This is a genomic window from Paenibacillus piri (assembly GCF_004354045.1).
Classification (GTDB): domain Bacteria; phylum Bacillota; class Bacilli; order Paenibacillales; family NBRC-103111; genus Paenibacillus_S; species Paenibacillus_S piri.
Window position 1 is genome coordinate 180,139 of record NZ_SMRT01000006.1, and the last position, 19,252, is coordinate 199,390.

General features: G+C 54.4%; 16 protein-coding genes. 13 read left to right on the plus strand and 3 right to left on the minus strand.

The window, feature by feature from the left end:
* Nucleotides 1–63: 63 nt before the first annotated feature.
* On the minus strand, nucleotides 64–450 hold the full coding sequence (locus E1757_RS14985) for a DUF4280 domain-containing protein (RefSeq protein ID WP_133229415.1): 387 nt from the start codon (nucleotides 448–450) through the stop codon (nucleotides 64–66).
* Between the two features lie 254 nt (nucleotides 451–704).
* On the opposite strand from E1757_RS14985, the gene E1757_RS14990 reads away from it, so the two are divergent.
* The 8 genes from E1757_RS14990 (at nucleotide 705) to E1757_RS15025 (ending at nucleotide 14,177) form a co-directional block, all read left to right on the plus strand.
* Nucleotides 705–4,124 carry a stalk domain-containing protein gene (locus tag E1757_RS14990; protein WP_133229417.1) on the plus strand — a complete coding sequence of 1,140 codons (3,420 nt, stop codon included), beginning with the start codon at nucleotides 705–707 and terminating at the stop codon, nucleotides 4,122–4,124.
* Between the two features lie 42 nt (nucleotides 4,125–4,166).
* The gene (locus E1757_RS14995) at nucleotides 4,167–6,929 is read left to right on the plus strand and encodes an adenylate/guanylate cyclase domain-containing protein (protein WP_133229419.1); all 2,763 of its coding nucleotides are present in this window, start codon (nucleotides 4,167–4,169) and stop codon (nucleotides 6,927–6,929) included.
* Between the two features lie 24 nt (nucleotides 6,930–6,953).
* Nucleotides 6,954–7,445, plus strand: a complete 492-nt coding sequence (locus E1757_RS15000; RefSeq protein ID WP_133229421.1) for a GNAT family N-acetyltransferase — start codon at nucleotides 6,954–6,956, stop codon at nucleotides 7,443–7,445.
* A gap of 58 nt (nucleotides 7,446–7,503) precedes the next feature.
* Nucleotides 7,504–10,554 carry a HEAT repeat domain-containing protein gene (locus E1757_RS15005; RefSeq protein WP_133229423.1) on the plus strand — a complete coding sequence of 1,017 codons (3,051 nt, stop codon included), beginning with the start codon at nucleotides 7,504–7,506 and terminating at the stop codon, nucleotides 10,552–10,554.
* A 25-nt stretch (nucleotides 10,555–10,579) separates the two neighbouring features.
* Nucleotides 10,580–11,023, plus strand: coding sequence for an ATP-binding protein (locus E1757_RS15010; RefSeq protein ID WP_133229425.1), 444 nt, complete (start codon nucleotides 10,580–10,582; stop codon nucleotides 11,021–11,023).
* A complete protein-coding gene (locus tag E1757_RS15015) occupies nucleotides 11,020–11,355 on the plus strand; it encodes an STAS domain-containing protein (protein ID WP_133229427.1) in 336 nt (111 codons plus the stop codon). The genes E1757_RS15010 and E1757_RS15015 overlap by 4 nt, the downstream gene beginning before the upstream one ends.
* A 36-nt stretch (nucleotides 11,356–11,391) precedes the next feature.
* A complete protein-coding gene (locus tag E1757_RS15020) occupies nucleotides 11,392–12,939 on the plus strand; it encodes a PP2C family protein-serine/threonine phosphatase (protein ID WP_133229429.1) in 1,548 nt (515 codons plus the stop codon).
* Nucleotides 12,940–13,103: 164 nt separating this feature from the next.
* Nucleotides 13,104–14,177: an eCIS core domain-containing protein gene (locus tag E1757_RS15025; protein ID WP_133229431.1), complete on the plus strand. Its 1,074-nt coding sequence runs from the start codon at nucleotides 13,104–13,106 to the stop codon at nucleotides 14,175–14,177.
* 152 nt (nucleotides 14,178–14,329) lie between these two features.
* Here the strand turns inward: E1757_RS15025 and E1757_RS15030 are convergent, their stop codons facing one another.
* On the minus strand, nucleotides 14,330–14,665 hold the full coding sequence (locus E1757_RS15030; protein WP_133229433.1) for a hypothetical protein: 336 nt from the start codon (nucleotides 14,663–14,665) through the stop codon (nucleotides 14,330–14,332).
* 253 nt (nucleotides 14,666–14,918) lie between these two features.
* On the opposite strand from E1757_RS15030, the gene E1757_RS35815 reads away from it, so the two are divergent.
* Nucleotides 14,919–15,089 (plus strand): hypothetical protein, encoded by a 171-nt coding sequence (locus E1757_RS35815; protein ID WP_165972127.1) that lies wholly within the window; start codon nucleotides 14,919–14,921, stop codon nucleotides 15,087–15,089.
* Nucleotides 15,090–15,159: 70 nt separating this feature from the next.
* Here the strand turns inward: E1757_RS35815 and E1757_RS15035 are convergent, their stop codons facing one another.
* Entirely contained in the window at nucleotides 15,160–15,795 is a 636-nt protein-coding gene (locus tag E1757_RS15035) for an FMN-dependent NADH-azoreductase (RefSeq protein ID WP_133229435.1), read from the minus strand.
* A gap of 303 nt (nucleotides 15,796–16,098) precedes the next feature.
* Here E1757_RS15035 and E1757_RS15040 point away from each other — a divergent pair, with 303 nt between their 5' ends.
* The 4 genes from E1757_RS15040 to E1757_RS15055 all read left to right on the plus strand — a co-directional run bounded on the left by E1757_RS15040 (nucleotide 16,099) and on the right by E1757_RS15055 (nucleotide 19,243).
* Entirely contained in the window at nucleotides 16,099–16,827 is a 729-nt protein-coding gene (locus E1757_RS15040) for an amino acid ABC transporter ATP-binding protein (protein ID WP_133229437.1), read from the plus strand.
* Between the two features lie 34 nt (nucleotides 16,828–16,861).
* On the plus strand, nucleotides 16,862–17,734 hold the full coding sequence (locus tag E1757_RS15045; RefSeq protein WP_133229688.1) for a transporter substrate-binding domain-containing protein: 873 nt from the start codon (nucleotides 16,862–16,864) through the stop codon (nucleotides 17,732–17,734).
* A gap of 81 nt (nucleotides 17,735–17,815) precedes the next feature.
* Nucleotides 17,816–18,472 carry an amino acid ABC transporter permease gene (locus tag E1757_RS15050; RefSeq protein ID WP_133229439.1) on the plus strand — a complete coding sequence of 219 codons (657 nt, stop codon included), beginning with the start codon at nucleotides 17,816–17,818 and terminating at the stop codon, nucleotides 18,470–18,472.
* A 120-nt stretch (nucleotides 18,473–18,592) separates the two neighbouring features.
* Nucleotides 18,593–19,243, plus strand: coding sequence for an amino acid ABC transporter permease (locus tag E1757_RS15055; RefSeq protein WP_133229441.1), 651 nt, complete (start codon nucleotides 18,593–18,595; stop codon nucleotides 19,241–19,243).
* The last annotated feature ends 9 nt before the right edge of the window (nucleotides 19,244–19,252 follow it).

Here is a 19,252-nt window from a genome sequence, read left to right on the forward strand (position 1 = left end):
ATCGCCTGCCTGAGGCAGGACAGGGGACACTTCATGGAACAAACAGAAAGCCGCAGCAGCAGCTTACGGCACCTGGATCGTAGCTTGTCCCGGATTAACAATCTGGATGACGCCGCCCCAATTGCACATGCACTTGGAACTGTTGTTCAATGCCGGCATATTGGCGATCTGGACGGTCGGGGAGCCGGGCGCCCACGGCGCTGCAATCACCGGCACGCAGGGCATTTGCACCAGCACGCCCTTGTTGGCAGCCGTCGCCGCCGCAACAGTCGGATTGGCCATCGATTTGCACATGCCGAACGGCGTAATATTCATGATCGGCTTGTTATCCATAATGTTCGCGATCGGCATCGAGGTCATGACGCGGTTTGCCGGAAGCACCATTAACGTGCCGGGAGCCGCTCCAAAGCTGCACTGGGTCGAAGCGCCGCCACAGACGAGAATACCCACGGGATGCACCGCCTTCGGGGAAATATTTCAACTTCATTATAAGGGCAGGAGGACGCTGAATTGGCTGGCTGAAAAACGGACATATAATTGAAACGTTAATTCAATAGTACTAAAAAATGCCCCTTGCGGCAATAAAATCCTTTTTAGGACTAAATTCGTTCTTTTTCGTCGTTATTTTCCAAAAAGAGGGTGCGGTATCCCTGTAAGTATTGTACTATTAAACTATGTAAAGTCAGGTTTCGGAGGGATCTATTTTGAATGTCGCAAAAGGGGTCGGACGCTTCCTCGCGCTGCTGCTCCTGCTGAATCAGCTGTTTGTCGTCCCGGTATCCGCGGCGCCCGGCGATAAGGGCAAGGAGCTGCCGCAGCAAGAAGCGGTCCGATTAGGCGTCAAAAGCAGTCAGGATCTTCGCGACGCGAAAGCGGAAGTGACGAAGAAAAAGGCCGAGCTCGTCCAGGCGCAGTATGCGGTAAAAAGCGCGGAAGCGAAAGATGCGGGCCTGTTTGCCAAACCGAGAAATTTGAGCCAGGACCTGCAGCTCCGGATGAAAATTCCCGAGGCGCGCAAGCAGCTGCTCATTGCGGAAGAGACGGTGAGGAGCAAGACGATTTCGGTGCAGTTTGAGATGGAGAAGCTGTATTGGAGCGCTGTGCAGAGCATGCTTGCCGAAGCGGCGGCGCGCAAGCAGTTGGACGGAGCCATGAGATCGCTCGACGGCATCAGAACGATGCAGAAGCTGGGCTTGGCCGATCAAGCGGCCCGGGAGCAGGCGGATAAGGCGGTGGAGCAAGCGGCTTCAGAGCTGAAGAAGTCGCAGCTGGCGTATAAATCGGTCCGGCTGGCTTTGGGGGAAAAGACGGGTCTCGATCTGGAAATGGGCGTGACGCTTTCCTATGAGCAGGACTATGCCAATCTCAATCAAGCGATGCTGGAGAAGTACACCTCCCGTGCGGAACAAACGAACCTCGGCTTGCTGCAGGACCGCGAAGAACGGCGGCTGGCGGACGAGAAATTCAACGTGAACCGAAAGCTGTACAGCGCCAAGTTCGGCGATGCGCGGATGAGGGTGATCGAGAGCATGTACCAGATGAAGGATATGGATTACGACCTGTTTATGGCAAGCTACGACGAGACGTTGGAGAAGATCCGCGAGGATTGGGAAGGCTGGGTATGGCTCGGCATTATCCCGGTTCCAAAATCGCTGATTCAGGGGGAATATGACGGGCTGCGTTATTTCGACGATTTGCGGCAGTCGCTGCCGATTTCAATGATGGACCGGAATAAAGCGATATTGAAGGAGAAAGAAAGCCGGCAAAACGTTATTTTGGAAATCCGCCAGTCATATTTGGATGCCAAAGGGGCGGAAGAAGCTTACGCCCAGTCATTGCGGGCTCGCGACAAGGCGGTGGACGAGGCGGCCGCGGCTTCTAACAAAATAAAGCTGGGGCTATTGAAGCAGGATGAGCTGCAGAAGCTGAACGAGGTGCGGGAAAAAGCGGAGCAGGCCGTTACGGCAAGCTGGCTCGGCTATAAGCTGGCGTTGGGCAAGCTGAATGTCGATTCGGGCGGCGAGGTGGAGCGGACTTATAAAAAAGGCGTGCTGCCGTATCGCGAGATTGATGACGGATTGGCCAAGATCAAGCCTCCGCAGCCGGAAAAGAAGGGGCCCTCCCTAAAATGGGAGCTGAAGCCGTCCGTCGGCGATCTTTTGAGCGATTTCTCGGTGCAGGCGGATAAGAAGCTCGGGGCGACCGACTATGCATTGTTTACGGCCGAGGGCAAGCCGATCGGTCGGAAGAAACCGATCCATAAGCCGCTGCGGCATTTGAGCGTCATGTTCAGTCAGCCGGACAGTTTAAACATCGCGCTGTTTAAGAAGAACGAGATCGTCGCGGAAGGGGCGCTGTCAGGCTACGGAACGTCCGGAACCGCGACGCTGGATAAGTCGGGCGGGCTTGCCGCTATGCCTGCGGTGAAGGAAGCGGCAGCGGCGCAGGCTTCGTCTGCACCGCAGAACGGGGCGGGCGGTACCTTGATCATCGGTACGTACCGCATACCGCTGGAGGCGTTGACGCCGGAATTGTACAATACCGCCAAAGCAACGATGACAGCGTCGGGGCAAGGTGTTTTTTATAAATCGGAATTATCCGGAGGCGCGTGGATTTCCGCCGACAGCGTGCTGGACCTGAAAGCGTTGGAGGACGCGAACGGTCCGGCGGCCGCAGCGTCGGACAAAATCGCGGCGCTGAAGCTGACCGTCGAGATCAACCCGGCCGGAACGATATCGCCGCTGCTGACGGCGGCGCAGCTGACGCAGGAAATTGAGGCATTGACGAAAGAAGCGGAACGGTTGAAGCAGGCGAAGGAAGAGGCCGAAGCGGCGAATAAAGCCGCGGATATCGCCCGGTTGTCTGTTGAATGGGAAGATGCGAAGGCGCAGCTGGCGCTAATGCAGGCGCTGCAGAGCGGAGACCAGCAGGCGGCGCTGAAGCAGATCGCACTGGTGCATAACCCTGACGCGCTGGTGCGGCAGCTAGAGGCTGAGGCAGCCGCTGGCTCAGCCGGCGGAGCGGGAGGCAGCACAAGCGGCGGCGCAGCGGGAGGCAGCACAAGCGGCGGCGCAGCAGGAGGCAGCACGAGCGGCGGCGCACCGGGCGCAGCAGGAGGCAGCGCAAGCGGCGGCGCACCGGGCGCAGCAGGAGGCAGCGCAAACGGCGGCGCAGCGGGCGCAGCAGGAGGCAGCGCAAGCGGCGGCGCAGCGGGAGGCAGTGCGAGCGGCAGCGTGAGCGCCGCCGTGTACGAGCAGCGCCAGCAGGAGCTGCAGGCGAAGCTGCAGCAAGCGCTCGCTGCAGGCGACGCCGCGGCAGCAGCGGCACAAGCCGGTCCGCTGGCCGAAGCGGCGCTGCGGCTCGCGCAGCAGCAGAGCGGCGCAGCCGACAGCGTCGCTGCGCTGCAGCAGGCGAAGGGCAAGCTGCAGGCTGCGCTTGCAGAGGCGCAGCAGCGGGAGGATGCCGAGCGGGTTGCGCAGCTGCAGAACTCGATCGCGGCTCTCGACGATACAGTGCTGACCGTACAGAAGCAAGAGCTGTTTATGCAGCTGGATGCGCTGCAGCTGCTGCCCGCTCAATTGCTCGGCGATGCAGCGTCGGATGGCGCGAGCCTGCCGGAAGGAGTGAGCGGCGCGATAGCCGACAAGAGCCGGCAGCTGCTGGAGCAGCTCAAGCAAAAGGAATTGGAGAAATATACGCCGGAGCAGCAGGCGCAGTTGGCTGAAGCCGCAAGTGAGATCAAGCAGGCTTACGGCGCTGCGGCGCAAATCATTCCGGTTGAACAGGTGCTGTCTCCGGACCTGCCGATTCGATTCGAGGCGCCGCCCGTGCTTATTGGCGGAAATGCGTTTTTGCCGATAAGGCCGGTTTCCGAAGCGTTCGGCGCTGCGGTTATCTGGGACGAAGCGGCGCGGACCGTTACGGTCAGCCATGAAGGCGGGACGGTTGTATGCACGATCGACAGCCCTGCCGCTTATGCGGACGGGGAGGAAGTAACGCTGGATGCGTTGCCCGCGTTGATAGCGGGGAGGACCTATGTACCGCTCCGGTTTATAGCAGAGACGATAGGACTCCAGGTGGAGTGGAATGAGACAGCCAAGACCATACTGATTTCCTCGCATTAATCCAATGTAAAGAGCTTTCGAAAACGAGGCGATAAGAAACCGATGAAAAAGTATATTGCGGCTTTGCTGCTCGTGGTGATATTGGCAACGGCGGCAGGATATTACGTATACGATAACCGCGACGTCGTCGCGAGCTCCCCCTTCCGTCGGGATTTGCCCTTCGGGAGCATGTCCAATGCGCTTACCGATAAAGAAAACAATCTGTACGTGATCGACAACTCGAAGAAAACGCTGGTTAAGCTGGGTCCCGACGGCAATGTCGTCTATACAGTGGGGGTGAGCGACGGGGCAGGGGAAATTTACCAGTTCAATGAACTGGCGGCTGATAACGAGGGTAACTTGTACACGGTCAAAACAACTCTCGATTCTTATGGCCTCACTGTCAAGGCGGAGGAGATTATCCGCTTTACCCCGGAGGGGGAGCAGGATCAATCCTTTTTCCGCAAAGATTACGCGAATAAATCCGAGCGCAAACGATACAGGCTGGGCAGCTTGAAATCGTTGAAGGTGAGCGACGGAATGCTGTCCTTTTTTGTGGACGACTTTAACCAGGTAACGCTATATAAAATGGCTGTCGGCGGTACGGAGCCCGCGCCGGTATTTGCCGCCAAGCTGCCCGAAGGGAAGTATGTGGCGGGAGCGACGGGCACGAAGCTGGGACAAATTTATGTTACCGCTCGGAGCGGCGAAATTTTCCGCATGCTGGAGGACGGGCGTCCGGAACTGATTTACCCGTTGCCCGGGATTGACCGCACCAACAGAAACTTTCCGGAAAAGCTTTTGCTGGACGGTATGGGTCGCCTGGTTTACATCGACTATTACGGTGAAACGATCAGCAGAATTGACCCGGCCCATCCTTATATTGTAGAGGCTCTGCTGACGAAAGAGACTGCAAAGCAGCATGACATGCAAATTTCATCCGATAACATGCCGGCGGTCTCGATCGGTGCCGACAACAGCCTGACCGTGGTGCAGGAAGGGAAAATATTGCGTCAGCGCTCCGACGGATCATTGATCGGGAGCGTGACCAACGGGACCTACTCCGCACAGACGATGCGGCACAAATGGTTCGTATGGGCAATGGCGGCTGCTGCGCTGCTGCTTGTTGCCTTTGCAGTCAAGCTGCTCTATTTCAACATCATGAAACGAAGAGCCTCGCTTATTTTGAAGCAAATGATCGTGTTCGTTCCGGTTATTGTAGGCTCCATGATAGTGCTGTCCTACTTTATTTACACGAACTTTTCGCAAAAGCTGGAGGACGAAACGATTCATGAGCTTTCATTGCTCGCGCGGAACGGCCGCAATTTAATCGACGGCAACAAGCTGGAGAAGATGAATTCCCCGCTCGATTACATGACCAATGACTATAAAACGTTTCGCGAAAAAATGGACTCGGTCTTCGAGGAAGTCGAGGACTCCGGGAGCAGAGGCTTCTACAGGGCGCTATATAAGGTTGAGGGCGGCTCCATTTACCGGATAATCGAAGATGCGGACGATGTGAACATGTTTAACCCGTTCCCGTCGACGGACAAAAACCGGGAGGTCGTTCAGCAGGGCAAAATTGTAACGGACCAATGGCAGGATGAAACCGGCTTCTGGATTTATGCGCTCGGACCGATTTATAACAGCTCCGGGAAAATCGTCGGGATTTTTGAAACGAGTAAAAATATGGAGGGCATTCTCCAGCACAGGCGCGAGCTGCTCCACAACATTATTCAAAATATAGCGGTCATTACGCTCATTCTGCTTTGTATTTTTATGCTGATGACCTATGTGATGCTGTCGTCGATTCGTAAGCTGCGCAGCAGCGCTGTCGCCATTTCCAAAGGAAACTGGGATACGGTGGTCGATATCCGTACCCGCGACGAGGTGTCCGACCTCGGAGACAGCTTCAATGTGATGGCGGAGCATATCCGGGGCTATATCGAGAAGGTTACCCGCGTCAGCGAGGCCTATTACCGCTTTGTGCCGCAGCAATTTTTGCAATATTTGGAGAAGGACAGCATTCTCGATGTTCAGCTGGGCGATCAGGTCGAGCAGGAAATGAGCATTTTAATCGTAAATATCCGCTCGTTTTACTCCATGTCCAAGAGGCTGACACCCGAAGAAAATTTTAATTTTATCAATTCGTTTTTGAATCGCTTCGGCCCCTATGTCCGTAATCATGACGGTTTGATCAATAAATATGCCGGTGCCGGCTTTATGGCTTTGTTTCCGAATGAAGCGGAGCAAGCGCTGCTGTCCTGCCTCGGGATGAGGAAGGAGCTGGAGTTGTATAACGTGCACCGCGCCAGATCGGGATACCTTCCTATCGATATCGGTATCGGGCTCCACAAAGGACCTCTGCGGCTCGGCATTATCGGGGAGGAGCTGCGGCTTGAGGGCAACGTCATTTCCGACGATGTCAATCTGGCCAATGAATTGGAGAAGCTCACCGAGCCGCTGGGCGCGTCGATCCTTGTTTCCGATTTTATTATCCGTTCGCTTCAGGATCGTGAGCTGTTTCAATACCGCAGTCTCGGCATGATCCGGGTGGAGGGGAAGGAGGAACCGCTGCAGCTGTTCGACGTATATCACGGCGAGCCGGACACGACCCGAGCGTTGAAAGAAAAGACCAAAGCGTTATTCGAGCAGGCTGTACTGCTCTACCAGGTCGGCCGCTTTTACGATGCCAGGGAAGCGTTCGTGCAGGTCATCAAGATCAACCGGCAGGATAAAGCCGCCAAGCTGTATTTTTATTTATGCGATGAATATTTCCAGAACGGTACCACAGAAGATTGGAACGGCACCTTGTCGGTTTCATAGCTTGAGGTAAAACGGGGGAGAACCATGGAAAGTATTAACGTTGTTCTTATGGAAAAGGAAGAAGAAGCGCGGAAGGTGAGCGAATTTTTCTTGTCGGAGCAATCGTTCGACGATCAAAGGCATACGCCCGGAGAAATCGATCATTTTCACAACAAGCCATTGGAAAGCTTGAAATCGGACAATCATCAGCATTGGTATGCGGCTATTCCGACAGGCGAAATTGTCGGAGCAATCAGCGTGACCGAGAATGAGCATCGAACCGGCGGTTACTTATGGGATTATATCGTGGTGCGCAAAGATTACCGGAAGCTCGGCATTGCAACGCGGCTTTACGAGACGATGCTCGCTTTCGTGAAAGAGCGGCGCGGGCGCTATATTTTGACTTACACTTGCGATTTGCAGGAGTACAGCACCATCCGGCGTATTTTCAAAGAGCGGGGATTTGAGCATATTGGCAGTTATCCCGACTATTATTATGAAGGGGAGGGCCGGATGGCCTTTCTGAAAAAGCTGTAGGATGCTGCAGCCGGTTATGCTTCGGGGGATATTTTACATAGATAGGACTTGATGAAGGATGGGGACCCTGTTTCGATGGCTCGGACTGCGGGCGGAGGATTCACGTAAGCTGTGGGTGATGCTGCCGGTGTTTTATTGCGGCGGGATTGCCGAGCTGCTCAATTATACGGCTTTTATGGCGCTATTCAATCAACGCTTCGGGGTGCAGTTTATCCCGTTCGTTTATATCGCGGAAGCGGTCATTATGCCGCTGGAAGGCTGGTTGTTGGCGAAACTGGCCGACAGACTGCCCAAGGCGAAGCTGATGCGCACCTTGTATTTGATGATGACCGGCCTGCTGCTGGTGAACGGGCTCATCCTGCTGGCGTTCAAGCTGGGAGGAGTCGATTACAGGTTTTATTATCCGATTTTGTTTATATGCTCGAATTTCGTTGTACGTCAGCTTACGCTGCTGCTGTGGAGCACGGCATTCGACTTATGCCCGACACAGCAAGCCAAGCGGCTGATGCCGATCTTTGTCGGTTCGGCGATGGTCGGCGGCATTACGGCCGGCTTTATTGCGCAGCAGGTGACCCGCTATTGGGGTACAGAAGCCGTTTATTTGCTGGCGCCCTTCTTCCTGCTGCTCGGGTTATGGAATTTCCGCAAAGCGATCGCCCGATATTTGGCCCCGCTCGCGATCAGGGACGATGCAAGAGTTGGCGCCCCGGAAGCGGGTGCGGGGGTGGCTGCGGAACAAACCTCCGGAGCGCATTTCAGGCAGATGCTCCGCAATCCGTTTCTGATTTGCGCGGTGGCGCTTATGACGCTGATGCCGGCGCTCTACTTTTTGATGGAGTACCAGTATTTCAGCACGACACAGCGCATTTTTCATGAGGAGCGCGATTTGACTGCCTACTACGGCATGATTATTACGCTGCAGTTTACGATGGCGCTAGTGTTTCAAACATTCGCCGGCCGGCTGATGAACTGGCTTGGGGCGAGCAACATGCTGTTGGCCATAGCCCTTGTATTTATGGGCGGTTTCGGGCTTACCGCGCTTTTTTCGGATACGCCGTTCGGGCTTGCCGTCGTATCGGGAGCTTATGCCGTCATTTACATTCTGCTGTATTATACCGCAGAGCCGTGCTACCAGCTGTTTTTCAAAATGCTGCCCATTTCGCAAAGGGACGGCGTCCGTTATGTTGCGCAGGGGATCGCGGCATCCGGTGGAATTTTGTTAGGCGCGCTGCTGTCTTTGCTTCATTCGCAGGGCCTGCTGGACATTCGGCCCCAGGCTATCGCCGGAGTCGGCTTTGCCGTGCTGCTGGTGGCTGTCGCTTGGTTCGGCCGCAATCTGTACATTAAGGAGCTGGTCAAAAGCGTCCAGTCGTTCCGTTCCGATCTTTCGGAAACGGTCGCTTCTTTTCTCGGGGGGATGCGCAGCACGAAGGCGCTGCAGGGCGTGCTGGAATACCTTGACGATCCGAAGGACGATGTGCGCGAGGTGGCGCTGGAGATGATCGGCCGGGCGAAAGATTCCTCGTTTCTGCCCAAGCTGATCGAGCTTATCCGCGACAAAAATCCGCGCATCCGGATTGCGGCGCTGCGCGCGATGAATTTGCAGGGAGCAGCGCTTCAGGAGCTCGTGCAGGTCGCTTCCCTGCTGGAGGACGAGGAGCCCGGCGTACGGGTGGAATGCGTCAAGCTCATCGCAAAGGCGCAGCATTTGAAAAGCCAGGCGCATTATTTTATCCGCATGAAGCTGCTGGACCCGCATCCGCAGGTTATTGCGGAAGGGATTAAAGCGATCTATGCGCTGCAAAGCGAGGAAAGCTACCCGGCCTGCGACGAAGCGGTCGTGAAGCTGCTCGATACGGGCGGCGAATGGGCCGTGCAGGGCTGCCATACCATTGCGGATCTGAAGCTGTACGCGTATACCGATTGGATACTGTCGCTGCTGGACGATCATCGTCCCGCCGTCAAGGTAGCTGCCGCCCACTGCCTGGGGAGGCTGCAGGTCGAGGAGGCGGTCGGCTCTCTGCTGCTCATGTATCCGGCGGCGGATCAGGAGCTGCGCAAGACGATTGTCCAAAGCTTGATCGCCATGGGAGACAAGGCGGTTCCTGCACTTATGGAAGGGCTGCAGGATCCGCATCCGTTCATCTGGGATGCCAGTGTCGCCGCCTTGTCCGATCTGCTGTCCGATTCGCAAATCCGCGATACGCTGGTTGAGGCGTGCGTGCAGCGGATGCAAGGTTCGAGCCGGGAAAAGGCGCTCTCCGCCGCAATCCGCCGGCTCGGGATGGATGGGCTGGCCGATTTGGCCGCACAGCGCTACAAGGAAATACGGCTGGCGCTCAGCAGCGCCGCCTGGTCGGTTTTATCGAAGCTGGCGGATGAGCGCGTAGTCGCAAGCGTGCGGGAAACGGTGCAGGACGATAACGAAGAAATCCGCGAGAACGGTCTGGAGGTGCTGGCGGAAGGGCTGGGCGACCGGAGAATCGCTTATGCGCTGCTCGATATGCTGAAGGAAGGCAGCGAAGCGGGCGACGGCGAGCAGGACGACCCGAAAGCCGTCCTGGAGCATGCACGGCGCTGGTCGGATCATTGGCTGCGCGAAATCGCGGTATATGCCATAAAAAGAGAGGAGCAGGACGGATTGGCCAGTGAGCAAAAATTGTTGACGATCCTCGATAAAGTAATGTTTCTCAAGCAGGTATCGCTATTCACCGACGTTTCGGTTGATGAGCTGGGGCTGATCGCCGGCATAACACAGGAGGAGGTGTACCCGGACCAGACGTATTTGCTGCGGCAGGGGGAAACCAATTCCAGCATGTATTTGATTGTAGAGGGTACGGTGGAGCTGAGCAGCGTCTCCTCCGGCGGCTTGGAGAGCACGCTTGGCGTGCTGGGGCCAAAGCAGGCGATCGGCGATACGACGGCGTTGGATCAGGCGAAATCGTCCGTTACGGCCCAAGTTATTTTTGACGAAATCAGGGTGCTGTCTGTACGCGGGGATAGCTTGGAACGGCTGGTGCGGCTGTATCCGGAAATTGGCATCGGCCTGCTGCATGCATCAAGCGCCCGGGTTCGCCTGCTGGAGTCGATGCTGACCAAGATGGGGTAATGCGAACAAGAAAGCGGGGGTCGCTGTGAGCAAGCAAGTCATGGTGGAATTGAAAAACGATCTGAACGAGCTCGTTCGTCTGCGTGAATGGTTCAGCGAGTGTGCCGGACCATTATCCATCGATCCGAAAACATTGTTTCATTTGAATCTCGTTTGCGATGAACTGATCACGAATACCATCGTGTATGGCTATAAAACGGCGGAGGAGCGTCAAATCCGGGTGTGTCTGACGGTTGGCGAACAGGCGATTGAGCTGGTGATTACGGATGACGGCATCGCTTTTGATCCGTTATCGATACCGGAAGCCGATACGAAAGAGGCTCTCGATGACCGGAAAATCGGCGGGCTCGGCATACATTTTGTCAGAGAAGTGATGGATGAAGTAACGTACGAACGGACCGGGGATCAAAATACGATTCGTTTAAAAAAATACGGGCAGCGTCCCGCAGAGGCGGAGGGTTCGGCATGAAGATAACAGAGCGTGCGGTTGGCGATGTGGTGGTACTGGATATTCAAGGGAGGCTTGATGCCAATACTTCCGGCACCTTGGAAGCCCAGTTTATGAATTTGATCGGACAGGGACATACGAAGTTCGTCTTCGGCCTCGCCGGGCTTGACTATGTAAGCAGCGCGGGGCTGCGCATCCTGCTTACGGCCGCCAAGAAGCTGAAAGCATTGAAGGGAAGTCTGGCGCTCGTACAGATGACAGACAATGTGAAGGAAGTATTCGATATGTCCGGATTCAGCGCCATTTTTACGATTTACGGAACTGAGGCTGAGGCGCTTGGCGCGATCGGTTAGTGTCGGAGAAAGGATGCCGAAAGGCGGTGACGGAAAATGAGTGATTTTCCCTATGGATGGCTGTTGGCGGTTATCGTGCTGCTGCTCGTATTGGCCGGTGCGGAGTGGAGGCGGCGCGAAGCGGTGTTGGAGCTGCGGCGGACGCATCAATTATTTGAAGTCAGCCTGGAAATCAACTCGACGATTTTGAAGCAGGATCTGTTGAAAAAGATCATGGACACAGCCTCCCTGGTCACCGATGCGGAAGCGTCGTCGATTATATTGGTCGACCCTGAAAAAGGGGATCTGTTCTTTGAAGTCGCGCTCGGAGAAAAGGGCGATGAAATCCGCGAGATCCGTCTGAACATGGGAGAAGGCATCGCCGGATGGGTAGCGCAAACGGGCGAATCGGTGAAAATCGACGATGCGGCCCGCGATTCGCGCTGGTCCTCGAAGGTAGCGAATCGGGTCGATTATCCGACGCGCAACCTGCTGTGCGTTCCGGTAATCAGCAAAGGAGCGATCATCGGCGTACTGCAGGTGCTGAACAAGCGGGACGGCAAGCATTTCAGCGATAAAGACTTGCGGCTGCTGCAGTCCGTTGCCTCTCCCACTGCGGTTTCCTTGGAAAATGCGATGCTGTACGATGCGTTGGAAAAATCGTTAAGGGCATTAAGCGATACGGTAGCGGCGAAGGAACGGATGGAAAGCGAGCTGCGCATTGCGCGTGACATCCAGATGGGCTTTTTGCCCCGCGGGGTTTCATCCGGTACTTATGCTCCTGTGAACGGTATAGATGAATCCGGCCGGCTCGGGTCCGAAGGCAGGACAGTGAATGGCGATGCTGTTGAGCGACTTTCCAGAGAAAACGCCGAAGCTGCTGCGGAAGCACCGGTTTGGGCGCCCGCAGCAGCAGGGCAGCAGACGATTCCGGCCAATGTGCGCTCCATCATCCGTCCAGCCCGGCAGGTGGGCGGTGATTTCTATGATTACTTCACGCTCGGCGGCTCGAAGCTTTTTTTCGCCTTGGGCGATGTATCGGATAAAGGGATTCCGGCGGCGCTCTTCATGGCTGTGACGATGACGCTGATCAAAGGAAAGATGACGCCTGACATGACGCCGGGTCAGCTGCTGACCGAGGTGAATGCCGAGCTGTACAAGGAGGAATCGTCGATGTTTGCGACGATTTTTTGCGGCGTGCTGGACATGCAGTCCGGCCAGCTCCAATTCAGCGACGGCGGACATTGTACGCCGTACATCATCCGCAGCAGTGGTGACGTCGAGCCGCTCAAGGGCAAGAAAGGGGTGCCGCTTGGCGTCATGGAGGATATGGAGTATGCCGATAACACGGCTATGCTGGAAACGGGCGAGCGCATCGTGCTTTATACGGACGGGATTACGGAAGCGGAAGATTCCGGGCTCATGCAGTACGGCAGCGCGAGGCTGCACGAGGTGCTGAACGGGTCGGGGGAGACAGCCGGAACAGACCGGTTGACGATACAGGAGCTGATGGAGCGAATACTGCAGGATGTCGACCGGTTTACGGCGGGTGCAGTCCAATCGGACGATATCGCGATGCTGCTGATTGAACATCAGGATCAGTGACAAAATCGTGTGAAAAAAGTGTCAAATGGCATATTCTGTATGCCGCCGATATGCTATAGTGGAGTTACTGGCAATCCGGATATTTACGAAGCTGGTCTTCATGAAAGCAAAGTGAAGGCATATGAAGCGAGTTTTGCTAAAGCAAAACCTTTAGGAGGTGCAACATGCCCATCCATCAACCGAGACAAAACGGGAAATTGTCCGCGGCGGCCCGTATCCAGCGAAAGGCAGAGACAACGAGGTCCGGGGCGGGTCAAGCGCATGCGCCGAATCATCCTCATCAGGTTACGGCCGCCGGTATTATGAACCTGCACGGATCGATAGGGAACCGCAGTGTGCAGCGGATGATCGCAAGCTCACAGACGCGTCTGCCGATTCAGGCGAAAATGTCAGTCGGACCGGTAGGCGACCAGTATGAGCAAGAAGCGGATAAAGTCGCCAGCCAAGTTGTACAGCAGCTGCAGATGAAGCCGACGGCGGAATCGATCCAGCGCATGGAGCAGCCGGAAGCAGAGGAGGAAGAGCTGCAAATGAAGCCGACTGCGGAGACGATTCAGCGCATGGAGCAGCCGGAAGCAGAGGGGGAAGAGCTGCAGATGAAGCCGGTGTCGGAATCGATCCAGCGCATGGAACAGCCKGAAGCAGAGGAAGAAGAGCTGCAGATGAAGCCGGCGGCGGAGACGATCCAGCGCATGGAGCAGCCGGAAGCAGAGGAAAAAGAGCTGCAGATGAAGCCGGCGGCGGAGACGATCCAGCGCATGGAGCAGCCGGAAGCAGAGGAAGAAGAGCTGCAGATGAAGCCGGCGGCGGGATCGATCCAGCGCATGGAACAGCCGGAAGTAGAGGAAGAAGAGCTGCAGATGAAGCCGATGGCGGAGACGATTCAGCGGATGTCGAATCCGGATGAAGAGCAGCTGCAGATGAAGCCGTCCGACGGCAGCGGGTTTGACGTGACATCCTCTTTCGAGCAGCGTATTCAGGCGAAAAGCGGTGGCGGTGCCAAGATGGATTCGACTACACGATCCGGAATGGAGCAAGCATTCGGAGCTGACTTCAGCAACGTATCGATACATAACGATTCGGAATCGAATGAGCTTAACCAGGACATCGGAGCGCAAGCATTTACACAGGGGCAGGATGTATTTTTTTCAAGCGGCAAATACGAGCCTTCAAGCCCTCAAGGTCAGGAGCTGCTGGCTCACGAGCTGACCCATGTCGTGCAGCAGCGAGGCGGATAATTTAACCATATTCAGCACTATTGTGCATAACGAAAAGAGACGCTTACACGGCGTCTCTTTTCGCGTCATGGTACTCTACTGCACTGCTTGCAGACGATGTGGTTAGCTTACCCTACCGTGCAAGCTTGTTTATAGCCGTGCTATCGGTCGCCTTAATTTTGCGGATAGTAGTTCGCGGTCTGACGCGGCATGGGCTGTGCTTGCGATTGCTGAACGAATCCGTTCATTTGTTGGACCACTTGCTCAATGCGCTGCTGCGTTTCGCTAAGGCGGCGCTTTTGCGCATCCATCTGCATATCAATTTGCGCTTGCGCCTGCTGAAGATCCTGCTGCACCTGCATCAGCTGCTGCTGAGCTTGGCGGACATTTTGCGTGAAGGTGCTGAGACCTGAGGCGGTTAAAGCCTGTTGCGCCATCTGAGCCTGCTGATTTTGGTACATTTGCTGCTCTTGAAGAAACTGCTGGTACGACGTATTCATCGACGACATGGACGTAAACCTCCTGAATTATGTATCGTGGTCAGTACATTGGGCCAACCGTATTACCTTGTGAAAAGCCGGCCTTCTTTATGCATCGCTTGCGTTTTTGAGCGAATCTCCGCTGAATCTTGTTTCCAGCAGAGGAAGCTAAACGACCGACAGACTTCCGCTTGAGCATCAGTCATTCACGAAAGCTTTTAGCATAAAAAAAGGTACTGCGGCTCATATTACTTGTAAATGGATGGGCAAGGGAGTGAGCAGCATGGAAGAAAACGAAAACAATACGCATCAAAACGAAAATTTGACAGATGAGCAGCAGTCCGAATCCGCCCGCAATCGGGCGAAGTTCAACGCAGCGAACGAAAAGCTGTTAGAGGACCAGCTGCAGGTTAGTGAGGACAAGCTGTTCGATTATGTTCCCGGCGAAGAATAAATAAACTGAAACATAAAGGAGCCTGCTCCAATGGAGCAAGCTCCTTTATGTTTTTATGCCGTTGCATACTTTAAAAGGCGGCGGCTATATCCTGCGCTCTGCGAATCGCATCCTGCTTAATTTGCTCCTTACGATCCGGATACTGGTTGTGTCCTTCAACGAAAATCCCTTCGAACGACGGAACCCCGAAAAATTTCATAATCATGCTCAAGTGCCTATGCCCAACCTCCATCTCGGCTGTCGGTCCTTCGGAATATACGCCGCCGCGCGCTTGAATGTGCAGCGCTTTTTTGTCGGTCAGCAAGCCGACGGCCCCCGTGTCCGTATATTTGAATGTTTTGCCCGCGGTGCAGATCGAATCGATATAAGCTTTCATAATCGGCGGATACGAAAAATTCCACATCGGTGTGACGAATACGTATTTATCTCCCGCCACAAACTGATCGGTCAGCTCGGCGATCTGCGTCACCTTCGCCTTTTCCTCGCTTGAAAGCTGCTCCAGGCTTTGACCCGACCGAAGCTTCCCCCAACCGCTGAATACATCGGCATCAATATGCGGAATATTCAGGCTGTATAAATCCAAAGTCGTAATTTCATCGCCTGGATGAGAAGAGCGGTAAGCGTCGATAAAAGCTTTGCCGACCGCCATGCTGTATGACGCGGTTTCATCATGAGGATGAGCGGTAATGTAAAGTAATTTGGCCACTTTTGGTTGTACCTCCCGTAACGAATGAATAAATAATGAATTATTGAAGCAAGCCCATGACCCGGAAGAACACATATTCGCCGATGTGATCGGACCTCCGGCTTATGACCTTCAAACAAAGTATGTCCAAATCGGATCGTCCCATTAAGAATAAACAGCCTATTAATATTGGCAAATGCATAAAGTGTTCGGCAGACAGGAGTCGTATTTCGGAATCTATGATAATAACATGTAAGGAGTGGGTAAAAAAAGATAAGCGTGCCGGAATAAAAATTGACATCGCATGGAGGAGGTTAGACAGTTATGATTGAATTTCGCAACGTAAACAAACATTACGGACAGTTTCACGTGCTTAAACAAATTAATCTAACCATCCGGCAGGGCGAGGTTGTTGTTGTTGTGGGACCGTCCGGCTCCGGTAAAAGCACGCTGCTTCGCTGCATCAACCGGCTGGAAACGATCACGGATGGCGAATTGACGGTGCATGGCGTCGAGCTGCATAACAAAAAAACGAACTTCAACGAGCTGCGGCGCAACATCGGGATGGTGTTTCAGCATTTTAATTTGTATCCGCACATGTCGGTGTTGGACAATATTACGCTGGCGCCGATAAAAGTGGGCGGGGTGCAGAAGCAGGAAGCGGTGCAAATCGCCATGTATTATTTGGAAAAGGTCGGCATTCCCGAAAAGGCGGGCGCTTATCCGTCCGAATTGTCAGGCGGTCAGCAGCAGAGGGTGGCGATTGCAAGAGGATTGGCCATGAAGCCGAAAATTATGCTGTTCGATGAACCGACCTCCGCACTCGACCCGGAAATGATCGGCGAAGTGCTCGAGGTTATGAAAGCATTGGCGCATGAAGGCATGACGATGGTGGTCGTAACGCATGAAATGGGGTTTGCGCGCGAGGTGGCGGACCGCGTGGTGTTTATGGATCAAGGGCAAATTGTTGAGGAAGCGGCGCCTGTCGAATTTTTTAACAATCCGCAGGAAGAACGGGCCAAACTGTTTCTCAGCCGTTTGCTGCAGCATTAAAAATATATCGGAATCGGAAGGAGCTTGAGCAATGATGAAAAAGAACAGGCGGATCGGCATATCGTTCGCACTGACGATCATGATGATCGTACTCGTATTGGCCGGCTGCGGCAGTACCGCGCCAGCCCCCGGACCGGGAACGGACGCCTCCAAATCCAACGGCGGGGCGGATTCATCCGGCCAAGCGGCGGCCAGTACGCTGGATGCAATCAAAAAACGGGGAAAGCTGATCGCCGGCGTGAAATTTGATACGAAGCTGTTCGGCTTGAAGGACCCCGGGTCGGGTAAAGTAGAAGGCTTCGATATCGATTTGGCCAAAGCTTTGGCCAAGCAAATATTGGGCGACGAATCCAAGATCGAACTGAAGGAGGTCACTTCGAAAACGCGCATCCCGATGCTGAATAACGGCGATATCGATATAATTATCGCTACCATGACGATTACGGAGGAGCGCAAGAAGGAAGTCGAATTTACCGACGTTTATTTTAAAGCCGGGCAATCGCTTCTCGTGAAAAAAGGAAGTCCGATCAAATCCGTTGCCGATGTGAAAAAGGGCGTTAAGGTGCTGGCGGTCAAAGGCTCGACCTCGACGACCAACATCCGGGCGAAATCTCCGGAAGCGACCGTTTTGGAGTTTGAAAACTATCAGGAGGCTTTTACCGCTCTGAAGGCAGGGCAAGGCGATACGCTGACGACGGACAATGCCATTTTATACGGAATGGTGAAGCAGGATCCGAATTATGAGGTAGTCGGCGGAACGTTCACCGATGAGCCCTACGGTATGGCGATCAAGAAAGGCGATACGACGTTTGCCTCTTACGTGAATGATTTCTTGAAATCGCTCCAGTCCAACGGACAGTATGAGAAGCTGTATGAGCAGTGGATTGGGGAAAAGCCGACCAAATAATGCGCATTCACGAAAGATGCGAGAGGAGCCGCCTCGCCGCGGCTCCTCTCGTTTCCTAAGCGAGGGAGGTGCCGCTTCGATATGGATAAGTTGAAGTTCGAGATTTTATTTAAATACGGGGATATGTACTTGGAAGGCTTCTGGAATACATTGCAGGTCAGCCTGATCGCGCTCGCGGGGAGCTTTATACTCGGCACGCTTATCGCCATTATGCGGATAGCGCCGCTAAGACCGCTCAATTGGCTCGGTACCGCATTCGTCGAGTTTATTCGCAACATACCGCTGATTCTGATCGTCTTTTTCTTTTTTCTGGGCCCTTCCGTACTGGGCGTTCCGTTGAGCGGCTTTACCGCGGGGACGCTGGGGTTGACCATTTATACGGCGGCTTTCATAGCGGAGGCCGTGCGTGCGGGCATCCAAACCGTACCGAAAGGACAAACCGAGGCGGCGCGCGCATCGGGGCTGACCTACAACCAGGCGATGCGGTTCGTCGTACTGCCGCAGGCGCTCAAAATCGTCATCCCGCCGATCGGCAATCAATTTTTGAATCTTGTCAAAAATTCATCGGTGCTGAGCGTCGTGGCCGGACTCGATCTGATGTATTACGCCGATCTGATTTCGACCAAGTCGTTCGTGACGTTCAGCGTCTACATTTTTGTGGCGATGTTTTATTTGGTTATTACGATTCCGCTAAGTATCGGGCTGTCGTATTTGGAGAAGCGGATGGCGCGGGCTTAACACAGCCGTATGCAGAGCGGTATGGTTCGGCTGTTGGTGAAGCTGCAGCAACCGATTGAATGCGTAACGGGAAACTTTACTTGCGGACGCGGTATCCCGACTCGATGAGGAGGTGGCACGATGGATTTTGCAGGCGCATATACCGGCGATCATTTGTGGTTTATGCTGCAAGGATTGGGAGTGACGTTGAAGGTTGCGCTTATCGCGATTTTGTTCAGCTTTATTATAGGCTGCTTGCTCGGAACGATCCGCTATACGAAAATTCCGGTTTTATCCCAGCTTACGGCTCTTGCGGTGGAAACGATACGGAACCTGCCGCTGCTGCTGATCATTTTCTTTACGTTTTTTGCGCTGCCGGAGGTTGGAATCAAGCTGAGTGTCGTCAACGCGGCGATCGTTGCGCTAACCGTGTTTGAGGCGGCCATGATATCGGAAATCGTAAGAAGCGGCTTAAAGTCGATTGAAAAGGGCCAGATTGAAGCTGCACGCTCATCGGGTCTCACCTATCTGCAGACGCTCTGGCATATTATACTGCCGCAGGCGCTGCGGCGGATGGTTCCGCCGATGGTAAGCCAGTTCATCTCGCTATTAAAGGACACTTCCTTGGCGGTCGTCATTTCCTTGGGAGAACTCATGCACAATGCGCAAATTATTAACGGGCAAAATGTAAATTTTGTCATCCCGATATTATTGCTCGCTGCGGTGATGTACTTTATCGTCAACTATTCCCTGTCATTGGTGGCGCGGCGTCTGGAGGCGCGGCAAGTATAAATATGAGCC